Genomic DNA, 14,490 nt, shown 5'->3' with positions numbered 1-14,490 from the left:
AACGCCTCTTTCCAGGCCAGCACTCCACCTTCAACATTTACTGTTTTTTTAAACCCCATCGAATCTAAGTAAAGGCATGCGGCGCGCTTCTTTTCCGCTGCGGCAGTGGATTATAATTTCTTCATCCTCTTTTCCTTCAAGTGACCCTAAATCACCATTTTGTATGTCTCCGAGCGGGATTAAAGTTGCACCAATATTGTATTCTTCATATTCGGCTGGTTCACGGCAATCGATGAGATTTACTTTTTCACCATTGTCCATTCGTTCTTTCAGTCTTTGAACCGTAATGGTTTCCATAATATTTAAAGTTTATTTTTTTAGATCAGCAAGATTATTCATTTTCAGAAAGGCTATCTGCATTTCCACTTCCTTCTATACCTAAAGAATCTATAACCGGAGCAGACACACTAACCCATACATCCATCACCTGGCCGGCTCGTATGCTAATAATATTCCCCTGGTCATCAAATCTGTTCGGGCTTTGACGATACACATAAGCGTTTGTGGTATCGCGCACATCAGGGTTTGGAATAATAGAAGCCAGCATAATACCCTTGCTTTCGAGCAATAGTCTTGCCTGTGTAGTAGTTAGGCCAATAAGGTTCGGAATGGCGTAAGCACTCGTACTTAATTGTGATCCGATAACGAGGTCGATTTTACTACCCATAGCTATTTTAGCACCAGGTTGAATAGTTACACCTTTATATAACTGCTCCAACACGGAATTCTTAGCAAAATCGGGGCGGAAAGTAGTATCCCCTACTTTTAAACCAGCATTCTCCAACACCATTGTTGCATTTCTAAAAGAATAACCAACAATATTTGGCATTTCTATCTGTGGAGGAAGTGCACGGTTATAAGTCAGATAAACAGTACGGCTTGATTTTACAACTTCCATTTCGTCTGGAACTTGCCGGATTACCTGCATTGGCGAAAGTGTATCAAAATAAAGGCTATCCTGTATTTCTACAGTAAAGCCCGCATCATTTAGAATCTTTTCTGCTTCGGCTAAAGATTTACCTGTAACCCCTGGAACAGTTTTAGCATCGTCATGATTGGTAAACCATCCTAAAGAGCTGATCACTCCAACAAAGAGTAAAATAGCCAGTAAAACGCCTACCAATATATTTATCCAAAGCGGTTTTTTTGTAATAAATCTAAACATTCTTCACATTTATTCGGTAAATATACTGTTTACAAAAAACATTCCTCTACCAGTAAAGTATAAAAATCTTTTAAGTTTCCGCCTGCGGCCACTACCTGTTGTGGAACCAGGCTTGCAGCGCTTTGGCCTGGAATAGTATTTACTTCCAGCATGAACGGAGCAGCGCGCTCTTCATTATAAATAAAATCGATCCTGATTACACCTCTGCAGTTAAAAGTGGCATATACTTGTTTAGCAGCTGTCCTCACTTTTTCAGCAATCGATTCTTCAACTTCCGCAGGTGTAATTTCGGTTGACTTTCCTTCGTATTTTGCTTCAAAATCAAAGAATACCTTAGACGCATCAGCCTTTACTTCCGTCATCGGAAGTGTTATTATTTCACCTTTTGATTTATAAACACCGATGGTAAATTCACGACCGGTAATCATTTCTTCCACTAATACCTGCTTATCTTCTTTAAAAGCTTTTTCTATGGCAGGTTGTAATTCTTCCGCTTTCAAAACCTTACTCATACCAATACTTGAGCCACCGCTGTTCGGCTTAACAAAGACCGGCAGATCCAATTTCTCCAATAACTCTTCAGCAGGTTTCGGCGAATGGTCGAATAATAAAACTGATTTGCCTACATTTATTCCAGATTTACCCGCTACGCCAGTTGTATAACTCTTGTTCATCGTTATCGCAGAAGTTGCTGCATCACAACCGGTATAGGGAATGTTGAGCATATCAAAATACCCCTGCAACTTGCCATCTTCACCGGGTGTACCGTGTAAAATAATGAGCGCGGCATCAAAGCTCACTATTTGCCCGTTGTTTGTAATAGTGAAATTGTTTTTATCAACTTCCGATTTACTATTGTCATCAGCAATGTAAAACCAACCATCTCTGGTTATGTCAATCTTATATACATTATATTTTTCCCTATCCAGATTATTCTGAATAGTAGTGGCACTTTTATAAGAAATTACGGCTTCGCCAGAATAACCTCCCGTAACCAATGCAATATTTTTCTTCATTGTATGTAAAAAAATATGCCACTGAGACCTGAAGATACAAGTGGCATAGTTATTAAATTAAATCAGCTTAAATGAGTCCAAGGGAAACTAAACGTGCAATTTTTCTTTTTCTCCATTAATGCATCTACTGTTTCCTGATACATTTCGTCCGGCACACAGCAGTCTACAGGGCAAACGGAAGCACATTGTGGCTCTTCGTGAAATCCCTGACATTCAGTGCATTTATCAGGTGTGATGTAATAAGTATCAACTGCAAGAGGTTCATTTTTAAAATGCGCATCTACAACATTGCCATTCATCAAAGTAAATTCGCCGTTAACTGATGTACCGTCAGAAAGGGCCCACTCTACCCCACCTTCATAAATCGCGTTATTAGGACATTCAGGTTCGCACGCTCCACAGTTTATACACTCATCTGTAATTTTTATTGCCATAGCCTATTGTTTGTTTTATGAAACTATATTTGTTATCTAAAACGGCAAAATTACTGAATGATGGCGAAAATGAGCCATTGTTAAAAAACATAGACATGAATTTATCGAAACGTATTGACCTGATGGCAAAGCTGGGTCAATACATGCAACAAAACAGTGAAGATTGGCAGGAAGTAAAAGAGAAAGCCTACTCTAAGAACGGCTGGTTTTTACCCGAATTTATTGAGCTTAGTATTAACAATATTGTCAATCATTTTTTACAAAAATCTGAACTTGAAAAGTGGATCGCTCTATATCCAAAAATTAAAGAACAGCCTTCCAATCCAAAATTAATAGGAATTGTAATGGCCGGCAACATTCCGCTTGTTGGCTTTCACGACTTTTTATGCGTTTTTATAAGTGGACACAGAAGTCTTATCAAACCCTCCTCAAAGGATGAGGTTTTGATCAAACATTTGGTAGAAAAATTAATTGAATGGGAAGCTTCTTTAAAAAATTTTATTGGTATTGCAGATATGCTTAAAAACTGCGATGCATATATCGCAACTGGCAGCAATAGCACAGCAGGTTATTTCGATTATTACTTTGGAAAATTTCCGAATATTATACGAAGAAACAGAACATCAGTGGCTGTTCTTACAGGACATGAAACTGATACAGAATTGGATCTTTTAGCAGATGATGTTTACCAATACTTCGGCATGGGATGCCGTAATATTACAAAACTATATGTACCAAAAGGCTATGATTTTCTACCATTAATAAACATATTTAAACGATACGAATACCTGGCTGATCATCATAAGTATAAAAATAACTACGATTATAATCTTGCGCTGCATATTCTCAACAATAAGGTCTATATGAGTAATGCAGCTCTTCTATTAATTGATGACAAGAACATTTTTTCTCCGGTCAGTCAATTGCATTATGAAGAATATGATGATATCAATCAGATCAAAAATGATCTGCAAACAAACGAATCGATACAATGCATAGTTGGCAAAGAGTTTATCAGCTTTGGAGCAGCTCAACATCCAGGATTAACTGATTATGCAGATGGAATAGATACAATGAAGTGGTTGGAATCATTATCTTAACTTCATATATAATTCTTTAACATAGATTTCAAAATTTTAAAGGAAATAAATCGTATATTATAACGTCTCATTTCAAAGTACGAAGACTTTAGTAAAACTTTGTTAAACTGCTTATAGCCAAAAAGAAATACGTCTGACAATTTGTTACTTTGTAGGGCATTAGGAATAATTTTTGAATTACTCATAAAAAAAGTGAAAAAGAATATGAAAGCTAAACAGTTATTATTGGTAGTCGTGATTAGTGTACTATCAGCATTTGCAGGAGTTTATATTTATGGAAAATTCTTTAGGGGCCTGCCGCCACTTTAGGAGTTCCACTTGATGGTAAACTACCCGTAAATTATGCAAGTTTTTTTGACAACAAGGGCAATGCCGCCGAGCCAACCGACTTTACAAAGGCTTCGCAATCGGCAGTTCCTGCGGTTGTTCATATCAAAACTAAAATCCCTGCTAAAAAACTGACGAACGATTTACCTAACAGTCAAGGCGGCGGCGATCCATTTGAAGATTTCTTTGGTGATTTTTTTGGCGGCATGGGTCCGCAAATAATACCTGAACAAAGAGCATCGGGTAGCGGTGTTATTATAAGCCAGGATGGTTATATTGTAACCAACAATCATGTTATATCTGATCGTGATGGTAAAGGTATAGCACCAGAAATTAAAGTTACCTTAAACGAAGGACGCAAAACTTATACAGCAAAAGTTGTTGGCCGTGATCCAAGCACAGATTTAGCGGTGTTGAAAATAGAAGCGACCAATCTTCCTTATTTAATTTATGGCAGTTCTGATAACCTGGCATTAGGCCAGTGGGTTTTAGCTGTAGGGTATCCATTTAATCTGGAAGCTACGGTAACAGCTGGTATCATTAGTGCAAAAGGTAGAAGTATTGGTATTAACAGCCAGCAAAGTGAGTCACCTGTTGAGTCTTTTATTCAAACAGATGCTGCTGTAAATTCTGGAAATAGTGGTGGCGCATTGATCAATACGAATGGTGAACTAATAGGCATTAACTCAGCAATATTAGCACCAGGAGGTACTTACGCTGGCTACTCATTTGCAATACCATCCAGCATTGTAAAAAGATTGTAAACGATATAGTAAAATATGGTGATGTAAAACGAGGTTATCTTGGCGTTACATATTCTGGAGTGCCTTCACAAAATGAAGAATTCCTGAAAAGAGCTAATGTACAGGATGGCGTGTATGTTATTGGAACCGATCCTGCAGGAGGCGCAGGTAAAGCCGGCCTTACAAAAGGCGATATTATAACAAAAATTAATGGGCAAAGTATCGTGTCTGGCTTGGAAATAAGCGCAGCAATAGCGCTTGCTCAACCTGGCGACAAAGTAAAAATCACTTATTTAAGAGCTGGAAAAGAAAAAACAGTTGATGTAACGCTTTCTGCACAATCAAAAATGGTTCAGCTTAGCTCGGCAGAAACAATTGCCGATAGACTTGGTGTTGATTTAAAGAACGTTGATGCTAAACGTGCAGAACAACTTCGAATCAGAGGTGGCGTTGAAGTAGCTAACATTCGTGCTGATGGACCGTTGAAAAAAACAAGAATGGAAAAAGGTTTCATCATCACTTCAGTAAATGGGCAGGAAATTAAAAACATGGATGAATTTGCTAAAACGCTTGGTGCGGCTAGAAGCAATGTTATAGAGTTGATAGGTATTTATCCGGGATATAGCGGTAGATACAGTTATCAAATTAATTTGTCTGGAGATGAAAGTGGTGGTTCATTCTAATCACAATTAATCAATAATAAAAATAGCCCGCGGTTTTTTAAATCGTGGGCTATTTTTATTATTACAATTTACCTATTTCCTAACAAAAACCCAATAGCCCCATGGCCGAATTTCAAAGCTCCTTGAAGAGCTGAAATCATTTAAAATGCCGGAAAAAACCTCATCAAAAATACCTTCCAATCGGTCATCGGTTATTAAAAAAGATACTGCATCGGGCCGACCAATTCAATATAACTAACACTTCATCACTTTCATTTTTACGTAAATAGACAAGTACTTTATCATCAGCATTCGTAGCTAATTTAATCGTTTGAGCTGCTGCATCACCACCACGTAATGCCGGATTGTTGGCATGAAGGTTAAAAAGGGTTTTATAAAAGCCGTGCAATGCATATTTGCCTGTCCAGGGAATTGCATCTTTGTCAAAAAACATAAGACGCTTATGTTTTAAAGGCAGTTCCTGTCCACTATAAATAAGAGGAATACCATTCCAGATACAACTAAATACTGCAAGAGATTTAGCCATATCGCCGTACTTTTCATATTCTGTACCATTCCAGCTATTCTCGTCATGATTAGTGGTAAACCAGGCGCGCATGCTTCCATTTCCAATCCCCCGTATTGCTGCAAAAGATCCAGCAGTTCTTGTAAAGGTTGATGTTGCTGAAAAAATCCTTTGTTTTGTGCATCCATTTCCAGGAGTAACTTGCATCAAATACTTTTCCATAATCAGGATTTTCCAATTCATCAAATTCACCGAGCCAGAACAAAGGTTTTACGGCATCAAGCTGTGGCCTTGCTTCCTGCCAAAAATCAACTTCCACCCATGATGCAAGGTCGCATCTAAAACCATCGATATCACATTCATCTATCCAAAACTTCATAGCATCGATCATCGCCTTCCGCAATGCGGGATTATCAAAGTCAAGCTCAATAATGTCATCCATGCCACTTGCCGCATGAAAAGTTCCTGTGTTACTATCATGTTTATAATATTCAGGATGAGATCGTGTCCAAACATGATCCCAACCAGTGTGATTAGCCACCCAATCTATAATAACTTTAAAGCCTTGTTGATGCGCCGTTGCAACAAGATTTTTAAAATCATCTAAAGTTCCAAATTCAGGATTTATGGAAGTATAATCGGAGCAAGCGTAATAGCTTCCCATTGTTCCTTTCATCTTTTCTATTGCAATTGGCGTAATAGGCATAAACCATAATACCTGTACCCCCATATCTTTGAGTCTTGGCAGTTCTTTTTCAAAAGCAACAAAAGTGCCTTCCTGCGTGTACTGCCTCACGTTAACTTCATAAATATTAGCTGTGTGTTTCCAGTCTGTATGATTCATAGTTTCTCCCATTGTCGATTAATTTGTATATAAAAAATGCTTGAAATGAAGATAGGAAAATATAGATTCTCCGTCCATGGAAAAGATTTTATTATATCAACAGTAAATATGTAGCATCGAAATTGCCACGCTCGCTTTATCGTTCCGATTATAATTCATCCTGCATATTCCTCCTCAATCAATGTACAATGTATGAATTACGGCGTACGGACACACAACCTGAAACCTGGAACTTGAAACTATTATCACATAATCACATTGGCTAATTTGCTAATTTTCGTTATCAGTTATTCCTGTTTATCTTTGCAGCATGAAGCAGTTTGATGTACCGGTTTTTTACAGAAGTTCACTAATATCCGCTATTAAGAAACGCAGAAAGGAAAACGACAAGCTTAAAAAAGACTTTACTCCTACTCTGCTCGATTTCGGTTCGGTACAGATCTATCTGGCACGGCATTTTGGCTTTTGCTACGGAGTAGAAAACGCTATTGAAATAGCCTTCAAAACAGTTGAAGAAAATCCGGGTAAACGCATCTTTTTGTTGAGCGAAATGATACATAATCCCCAGGTTAATGCAGATCTTATAAACCATGGTGTTCAGTTTTTACAGGATACATATGGAAAAGAATTAATTCCTTTTACCAGCCTTACAAAAGATGATATTGTTCTGATACCTGCATTTGGCACTACGCTTTCAATCGAAAAAAGCTAAACGATATTGGCATTCCAACGGAAAAATATAACACAACCTGTCCATTTGTTGAAAAGGTTTGGAACCGAAGCGCCGCCATTGCTAAGAAAAATTACACCATCATCATTCATGGTAAGCCATCACACGAAGAAACAAGAGCGACTTTTTCTCATGCTGCTTCCGGCGCCCCAACCGTTGTTGTAAAAGACATGCAGCAAACAGTGCGTCTGGCCGAATACATTAAAGGAGACCTTGATGCCAATGATTTCTATGAAGAATTCAAAAACCAATACAGTGATGGGTTTGATATAAAAAAGGATTTTCAAAGGATTGGTGTTGTTAATCAAACTACCATGCTTGCCAGCGATACGCAAGCCATTTCAGATTATTTAAAGGATGTAATGATTGATAAGTATCAGCTTTCCAAAGAATCCCTGGCAGAACGCTTTGCAGATACAAGGGATACGCTTTGTTATGCAACTAATGACAATCAGACTTCCGTGGCTGCTATGTTAAGCACAGATGCCGATCTGGCTATTGTTGTTGGAGGATATAATTCATCTAATACATCACACTTGGTTGAGCTTTGTGAAGAAAAATTACCTACTTATTATATCAACAGTCCGGAAAAAATCATATCTGATAAAGACATACTGCATTTCAATTTCCATACCCATCAGGAGGTTTTAACATCTAATTATCTAACGGTTAAACATCCGGCAAAAATCCTGATCACCAGCGGCGCTTCATGCCCTGATGTTTTAGTTGAAAAAGTGATTGAAAAAATAGTAGGTTTTTACTCAACCACTATTAAGATTGAAGATGTGGCTCAACAATTTCTATAATCATAGGTTAATGAAAATCAGTAAGAGGTCTGGAGTAAATTTTCCAATTGAATAATCCCTTTTGCCAATACGTTTTGTATGATGCGATAGCTACGCAGTGCACTATCAGGCAATTCGTTATTGATCGCTTTTTCTTCAAGCAGTTCAAAGTGAGGAGTAAGTTTTTGCCAATGGTTACGGCTGTCGATGACTTCAATTTATGAGCCAGCATTTTGATCTCAGAATAGTTTCTATGGTCGATGGCTTCTTCCAGCTCTTGCATTTGCGATGGGACCTGAGATAAAAATAGTTCTATTACTTCCTTTTCAAATTCTTTATTATTATCTGACAATTCTCTAAGATAGCTTAAATCAACAACGGTATTTTCGGTCGAAAATAATTTTTGAGAAGGTAGTGTATTAACAGCCAACTTCTCTTCGGCAAGTTGTTTTAAACCAAATTCACGCGTGATCAATGCGTTAATCTTTTCAAATAATTGTCTTGTATTAACCGGTTTGGTAAGATAATCATTCATGCCAGCTTCCAGGCATCGTTCTTTCTCACCAGCTAATACATGAGCAGTTAACGCTATTATAGGCAGTTGAATTTTTAAATCCTTTCTGATAATACGTGTAGTTTCATAGCCGTTCATATCAGGCAGTTCTATATCCATCAAAATGATATCGTAAAAACTATCCTTTACTTTTTCTACGGCTTGTCCACCAGTTTCTGCTACATCCACTTTAACGTTCGTCCCTAAAAATATGCCGTTAATAAGTTTGATATTTAGTGTATTGTCTTCAACTAAAAGTATTCTCAGATCCTCTAAAAACGATAGATCGGTAACGGATTCTACTGGTTTTTTATTCACCGAATTTTCTGAATCATATTTTGCAAAGGGCATTGTAAAACTGAAGATGGAACCAACACCTAATTCACTCGTAACAGAAATGGCACCGCCCTGGCTTTGCACAATATGTTTCGCAATACTCAATCCTAATCCTGTACCACCATATAATCTGGTTGTTTCTGAACCCGCCTGTTCAAATCTTTTGAAGACCCTTGACAACTTATCTTTTGAAATACCAATACCAGAATCTTTGATCTTAAACTCAATAATAGATTGTGTGTCGGTTGTAGATATCAATTTTGCAAAAATCAATACACTTCCTTTAGGCGTGAATTTTATAGCATTTCCTACAATATTAGTAATAACCTGCGTCAGTCTTACAGGGTCGCCCACTATTACTTCCGGAACATTGGCATCACATTCATAGTTTAGTGTGATGCCTTTATTTCTTGCCTTCGGCAGATATAAATTACAAATAGAATTTAAAATACCATCAATACTTACAGGGTGCTCTTCAAACACCATCATATTCGATTCCAGTTTTGAAAAATCTAGTATATCGTTTAACAACCTCAACAAATTTTCTCCTGCTGAGCGAATGATGCGGACATATTCATTTTCTTCAGATCCTATATCTCTTTTGCCCAGCAATTCAGCAAAACCTAAAATCGCATTAATAGGTGTGCGAATTTCATGGCTCATATTACTAAGGAAAGATTGCTTTAACCTTAAAGATTCTTCAACAAGTTTTTTCGCTTCTATAAGCTCATTCTCAAATTGTTTGATGTTACTTATATCATCAAAAACTGAAATAGCGTATTCGAGCTGCTCTTTCTCATTATAAACTGGTATAGCACTTACCCTAAAAGGTACCTCACGGTCGTCAACATTAATGGTTGTTTCATTAAACCCGATATTTTCTTCACCATGAATGGCATGCGATATAAATAATTTATCTCTAAGCTCAGGTTTTAGAACCCCTTCTAATGTGTTTATTTTATCATGCGATTCAAAAACATTTCCATCAGGAAGCAGTTGTTCATTAAGCAATACTACAGCCTTATTATTAGCATGATATTCGTTGCTTTTAGTGTTAACGATGATTACTCCTACAGGTAGCTTATCAAGTATGCTTTCCAATCTCAACTGAGACTTTAACAACAACTGCTCAGTATTGACAAGACGCTGATAAATAATACGTATGTATATAAGTGTGAGAAGTATGATTAAAACTGCGGCGATCACACTTATCACTACAACATATATTACCTTATTGAAATTATCATTTTCACGTTTCAACTTAGCCGATTGCAGATTCTTCTCAGCGTTGGTAAATTTCAAGACGCTATATCTTAATTTATTTACAAGCCTGTTTTCTTCCCGGCTATTTAAAAAATTCCATGCTTCTAAGAATGATACATAACGCCTCTTCACAATAATGCTGAAAGCAAATTGTTTTTGCTCCAATGCTAAACTGCTTATACTATCCAGTAAGTTTCGCTGAGTATAGGTCATTGGCATGCTCTTTAGAGAACTGATTCTAGCTTGCAGAAAACGATTGGCAATATCGAAAGACTTGAGAAAAGAAGAATCGTTTGTAATAATATACCCACGGTAGGCAGATTGGACATCTTGTATCGCATTTAATACATCCTGCGAATGCGTGATGATAATACCTGAAAGGTTAACGTCGCGCATTGATTGTTTATAGCGCACCGTTCTTGAACTTGCGTAAATACCAAGGCAAACGAGAATTAATGCACTTACGCATAAGGCAATAGTAATCTTTACCTTTTCTGAAACTTTTATGGGCTTTCGTGCAGTCATTTAATATTGAAACACGGTCAATTTCAACGGTTTATTTGAGGATCTGCTAAGTACGCTTAAACGAAATTAAGCAGTAAATATAAGAATTAGCTAATACATCACCAATATTAGTTATTTGAACTATATCTTTTTCAATTTACCTTTGAAAGACAGAACTAATAAAATTAACGCTCATGAAAACCTACCTTACAAAACTCACTCATATCTTAAAAAATCTACATTTTCCAAAAAAATACAGAAAAGGAAAACCTATCAATCATATTAAGCTAAAATGGTGGATGGGTGAAGATTTGTTTATCGACCAAAAACATTTTTTTCCAAAACAGTGATATTTACTTTAAAATAAAACACTTTGAGCTCTCAAATATTGATTATCCATTAAAATATTTCAATTAATTGGAAAAATCGTTTTGATGGAATTGTAATTATTATTACCTTTGCCCTCCCGTAAAGGGAATGGCTGCGTAGCTCAATTGAATAGAGCATCTGACTACGGATCAGAAGGTTTTAGGTTTGAATCCTAACGCGGTCACATTAAAAAGCATTTACATTCTGTAGGTGCTTTTTTAGTTATACAACTGTACTCATTAGCTAATAAAATCGCGTCTTTTCATTCTTGTAAAAAGATGTGTTGAAGTTCACGCTTAAACCTCCTGTATTTCCACAGGTTCTATTTGTCTCAATTATCAAGTCTTCGAGAAGCGCAATCTTATAATCCTTTCGCATTTTTTATATCTTCATCACTAACTTTAAAACCATTGATATAACATGGAGATACAGCAGCAAATAGCATATGATATCACAGATGCATTTGGGGAGTTGACACAAATAATTTCGGCCCTAAACAGCGACCAACTCAATACAGTTCCTTTTGAAGGTAGCTGGAGCATTGGCCAGGTTACGGAACACATTATAAAAAGCAGTAGCGGTGTGCCAGATGAGAAGACTGAAGAAACGAGCCGCGCATTTGACGAACATGTTTCTGTATTAAAAGAAATATTTGAAGATATGGACAGCAAGGGCGAGGCAGACCCATCACTATGGCCAGACAATCCGCCTCACGATACAACTCAATTAACACAGTCACTCGAAGAAAACAAACAAACATTATTACAAACGGCACTTAGTAAAAATCTCAAAGAACTTTGTCTGGACATGGAATTCCCTACAATAGGCCATCTTACAAGATATGAATGGTTGAGCTTTATAGTTGTTCACACCCGCCGGCATACCAGACAAATAAGAAATATATTATTGCACATTGCATAAACTGTTTGAGGATGATCACTATTCGAAAGGCAAGCATTGATGATCTGTCGGTACTATTGGAATTTGAGCAAGGCATTGTAGAAGCAGAAAGACCTTATGATTCGACGATGATTGAAGCGCATTTTCATTATTATGATATTGAAGAAATGCTCAAAAGGGAAGACTGCGCTATTGTTGTAGCAGAAGTAGATGGACAATTGGTGGCGAGTGGATCAGCGCGTATTCAAAAAGGGAAACCTTACAATAATTTCAACAGTTATGCATTTTTAGGTTTTATGTACGTTTCCCCTGCTTTCCGCGGGCAAGGCCTCAATCAAAAAATTGTTGATAGCCTTTTAGAATGGTCTCAATCTAAAGGATTGACTGAAGTACGTCTTCAGGTTTACAGCGAAAATAACAACGCTATCAGGGCTTATGAAAAAATAGGTTTTAAACCGATCCTGACCGAAATGCGATTGATAAAATAATTTAACTCATTTCCAAATGAAACAGCACACTACCAATTATATAGATACTTTTATTGAAATTGCAGAAGACTGCCCGGTTGAAACTGCTGAAATTCCAAAGTCAAAAAATGATTTAAAAACTGTGGCACAACAACAGTACGAACTGATTGTAAAAAATCCTTACAAATTCACATCTGACGATATTATCTTCCAGGTCTATGCTGAAAGAAACGACCTTACAAAAGCAGAACACAAAACAGCACGCGAAACTTTTTTTCTAAAGGGCAACCCTGCCTGCGAGCTTCACCGCTGACAAAGCGCTATGGATTTGGTGTGCATGCAAATAGCGAAGGAAAAATAGCTTTATATGGTGTCGGGTCAAAAGAATATTCAAAATTGATCAAAGATCCCGGTATCAAAAAAGTAAAAGCGATGCGTACCTCTAAAAAATAACTTTAATCGAATATATATACAAAACAGCTGTCTGTAATTTCACGGACAGCTGTTTGCCATATTGATTAAGTACTTACTCTTCTATCGCATCTTCTGCTTTTTCGCCATTTTCTACAATATCTCCCGGCTTAAATAATACGTTCTTCATAACAGTTCTCCAATCTTCCTTCTTGCGTAGCAAAATTCCAGATCCATTGCAAAATGAATGAACTCTTCCTTTTGTGCCTGCGTCATAATTTTTTTAGCTTCCTGATCCTTTTCCACATGAATGCGTTGTTCATACCAATCGATGGCTTCTGCCTCTTCAACTAACGATTTTATCATTCTGGCAAAGGTTCTAACTGGCTGTGATAGCTCTTCTGGTGGCTCATGATACTGATCAAATCCCATAGTTTTCGATTTTTGAATTAACAATTTATAAATACTAAAAAGTACAGGCAATTATTACGCCAATGAACCAGAACACTTTGAGTGCAAATAGAATGTATTATCAATCCGAACACCTTCACTCTTCGTATATATAGTCATGAAATTTTTAGTCGTAATATTCATCACATTATTGTTGAGCTGTTCAAAAAATAAACCTGTTGAAAATAGTACAGGAAATTTCAGTTACCTGGCGCTTGGCGATTCTTATACAATTGGTGAAAGCGTGAGACAGGATGAGTCGTTTCCATATCAACTGGCATCAATACTTCGAACCGATAGTATCGATTTACTAACCCCAAAAATTGTAGCACGAACAGGCTGGACGACTGACGAACTACAAGTTGCCATCAATTCTGAAAATATTCAACAACAATTTGACATAGTTACTTTGCTGATAGGTGTAAATAATCAATTTCGCGGCTATTCGCAAAGCCAGTATAGAAAGGAGTTCAAAGCACTTTTACAACAGGCTGTTTCATTTGCAGGCGGCAATAAAAAGCATGTCTTCGTAATATCAATTCCCGACTGGGCAGTTACGCCTTTTGGAAAAAATAGTGGCAGAAATACGGCTACTATTTCAGCCGAGATTGATGCTTTTAATGCAATCAATAGAGAAGAATCATAACATTTGGCATAAACTATATTGATATTACACCCGGTTCCCGCAAAGCAGATAATGACAGAACTTTAATAGCCTCAGACGGTCTTCATCCTTCAGGTAAAATGTATAGGGAATGGGCGGAATTAATCGCGTTATCGGTAAAAGAAAATCTAAAGGCAAACTAACCAAATACACGATACTCTAAAAGTATAAGCCTGTATATCAATTTATCAGTTAAACAGTTAAGAAAATTTATAAGAAAAGAGCTGCGCTTCATTTATAC

The 14,490-nt window shown here is 37.0% G+C and carries 16 protein-coding genes, 1 tRNA gene and 1 pseudogene; 10 read left to right on the top strand and 8 right to left on the bottom strand.

The window, feature by feature from the left end:
- Positions 1-48: 48 nt before the first annotated feature.
- The 4 genes from MKP09_RS13380 to MKP09_RS13365 form a co-directional block, all read right to left on the bottom strand.
- The gene (locus MKP09_RS13380; protein ID WP_240830495.1) at positions 49-297 is read right to left on the bottom strand and encodes a rhodanese-like domain-containing protein; all 249 of its coding nucleotides are present in this window, start codon (positions 295-297) and stop codon (positions 49-51) included.
- A 34-nt stretch (positions 298-331) separates the two neighbouring features.
- A complete protein-coding gene (locus MKP09_RS13375) occupies positions 332-1,165 on the bottom strand; it encodes a PASTA domain-containing protein (RefSeq protein WP_240830494.1) in 834 nt (277 codons plus the stop codon).
- A 29-nt stretch (positions 1,166-1,194) separates the two neighbouring features.
- Entirely contained in the window at positions 1,195-2,181 is a 987-nt protein-coding gene (locus MKP09_RS13370; protein WP_240830493.1) for a D-alanine--D-alanine ligase, read from the bottom strand.
- A gap of 62 nt (positions 2,182-2,243) precedes the next feature.
- Entirely contained in the window at positions 2,244-2,615 is a 372-nt protein-coding gene (locus tag MKP09_RS13365; RefSeq protein ID WP_240830492.1) for a 4Fe-4S dicluster domain-containing protein, read from the bottom strand.
- A gap of 17 nt (positions 2,616-2,632) precedes the next feature.
- Between MKP09_RS13365 and MKP09_RS13360 the strand changes: the two genes are divergently transcribed.
- From MKP09_RS13360 to MKP09_RS27420, 3 genes are all read left to right on the top strand, one after another.
- Positions 2,633-3,715: an aldehyde dehydrogenase family protein gene (locus tag MKP09_RS13360; protein ID WP_240830491.1), complete on the top strand. Its 1,083-nt coding sequence runs from the start codon at positions 2,633-2,635 to the stop codon at positions 3,713-3,715.
- 533 nt (positions 3,716-4,248) lie between these two features.
- Positions 4,249-4,806: a S1C family serine protease gene (locus MKP09_RS13355; RefSeq protein WP_240830490.1), complete on the top strand. Its 558-nt coding sequence runs from the start codon at positions 4,249-4,251 to the stop codon at positions 4,804-4,806.
- 59 nt (positions 4,807-4,865) lie between these two features.
- Complete coding sequence (locus tag MKP09_RS27420) at positions 4,866-5,468, top strand: PDZ domain-containing protein (RefSeq protein WP_240830489.1); 603 nt, start codon at positions 4,866-4,868, stop codon at positions 5,466-5,468.
- Between the two features lie 184 nt (positions 5,469-5,652).
- Here MKP09_RS27420 and MKP09_RS13345 read toward each other — a convergent pair whose 3' ends face one another.
- Together MKP09_RS13345 and MKP09_RS13340 are read right to left on the bottom strand one after the other, a co-directional pair.
- The gene (locus MKP09_RS13345; RefSeq protein ID WP_240830488.1) at positions 5,653-6,066 is read right to left on the bottom strand and encodes an alpha-amylase family protein; all 414 of its coding nucleotides are present in this window, start codon (positions 6,064-6,066) and stop codon (positions 5,653-5,655) included.
- Complete coding sequence (locus MKP09_RS13340; protein WP_240830487.1) at positions 6,044-6,829, bottom strand: alpha-amylase family glycosyl hydrolase; 786 nt, start codon at positions 6,827-6,829, stop codon at positions 6,044-6,046. Before MKP09_RS13340 ends, MKP09_RS13345 begins: the two co-directional genes overlap by 23 nt.
- 298 nt (positions 6,830-7,127) lie before the next feature.
- Between MKP09_RS13340 and MKP09_RS26175 the strand changes: the two genes are divergently transcribed.
- Both MKP09_RS26175 and MKP09_RS26170 read left to right on the top strand, forming a co-directional pair.
- Positions 7,128-7,529 carry a hypothetical protein gene (locus tag MKP09_RS26175; RefSeq protein WP_262915365.1) on the top strand — a complete coding sequence of 134 codons (402 nt, stop codon included), beginning with the start codon at positions 7,128-7,130 and terminating at the stop codon, positions 7,527-7,529.
- Positions 7,496-8,353: a hypothetical protein gene (locus MKP09_RS26170; protein ID WP_317235348.1), complete on the top strand. Its 858-nt coding sequence runs from the start codon at positions 7,496-7,498 to the stop codon at positions 8,351-8,353. Before MKP09_RS26175 ends, MKP09_RS26170 begins: the two co-directional genes overlap by 34 nt.
- 7 nt (positions 8,354-8,360) lie before the next feature.
- Here MKP09_RS26170 and MKP09_RS13330 read toward each other — a convergent pair whose 3' ends face one another.
- The gene (locus MKP09_RS13330; RefSeq protein ID WP_240830486.1) at positions 8,361-10,880 is read right to left on the bottom strand and encodes a response regulator; all 2,520 of its coding nucleotides are present in this window, start codon (positions 10,878-10,880) and stop codon (positions 8,361-8,363) included.
- Between the two features lie 587 nt (positions 10,881-11,467).
- On the opposite strand from MKP09_RS13330, the gene MKP09_RS13325 reads away from it, so the two are divergent.
- From MKP09_RS13325 to MKP09_RS13310, 4 genes and pseudogenes are all read left to right on the top strand, one after another.
- Positions 11,468-11,541: transfer RNA gene (locus tag MKP09_RS13325), tRNA-Arg, on the top strand.
- A 236-nt stretch (positions 11,542-11,777) separates the two neighbouring features.
- The gene (locus MKP09_RS13320; protein WP_240830485.1) at positions 11,778-12,278 is read left to right on the top strand and encodes a DinB family protein; all 501 of its coding nucleotides are present in this window, start codon (positions 11,778-11,780) and stop codon (positions 12,276-12,278) included.
- Between the two features lie 11 nt (positions 12,279-12,289).
- Positions 12,290-12,745, top strand: coding sequence for a GNAT family N-acetyltransferase (locus MKP09_RS13315; RefSeq protein ID WP_240830484.1), 456 nt, complete (start codon positions 12,290-12,292; stop codon positions 12,743-12,745).
- A gap of 16 nt (positions 12,746-12,761) precedes the next feature.
- A pseudogene (locus tag MKP09_RS13310) lies at positions 12,762-13,177 on the top strand (DUF6157 family protein).
- A gap of 144 nt (positions 13,178-13,321) precedes the next feature.
- Here MKP09_RS13310 and MKP09_RS13300 read toward each other — a convergent pair.
- A complete protein-coding gene (locus MKP09_RS13300; RefSeq protein ID WP_240830482.1) occupies positions 13,322-13,567 on the bottom strand; it encodes a ferritin family protein in 246 nt (81 codons plus the stop codon).
- 172 nt (positions 13,568-13,739) lie between these two features.
- Between MKP09_RS13300 and MKP09_RS13295 the strand changes: the two genes are divergently transcribed.
- The gene (locus MKP09_RS13295) at positions 13,740-14,231 is read left to right on the top strand and encodes a GDSL-type esterase/lipase family protein (RefSeq protein ID WP_240830481.1); all 492 of its coding nucleotides are present in this window, start codon (positions 13,740-13,742) and stop codon (positions 14,229-14,231) included.
- Positions 14,232-14,490: the final 259 nt, after the last annotated feature.

This window comes from Paraniabella ginsengisoli, assembly GCF_022513635.1.
Lineage (GTDB): Bacteria > Bacteroidota > Bacteroidia > Chitinophagales > Chitinophagaceae > Niabella > Niabella ginsengisoli.
Note: the sequence above shows the minus strand (reverse complement) of the source record. Positions and strands in the feature narration are given on the sequence as shown.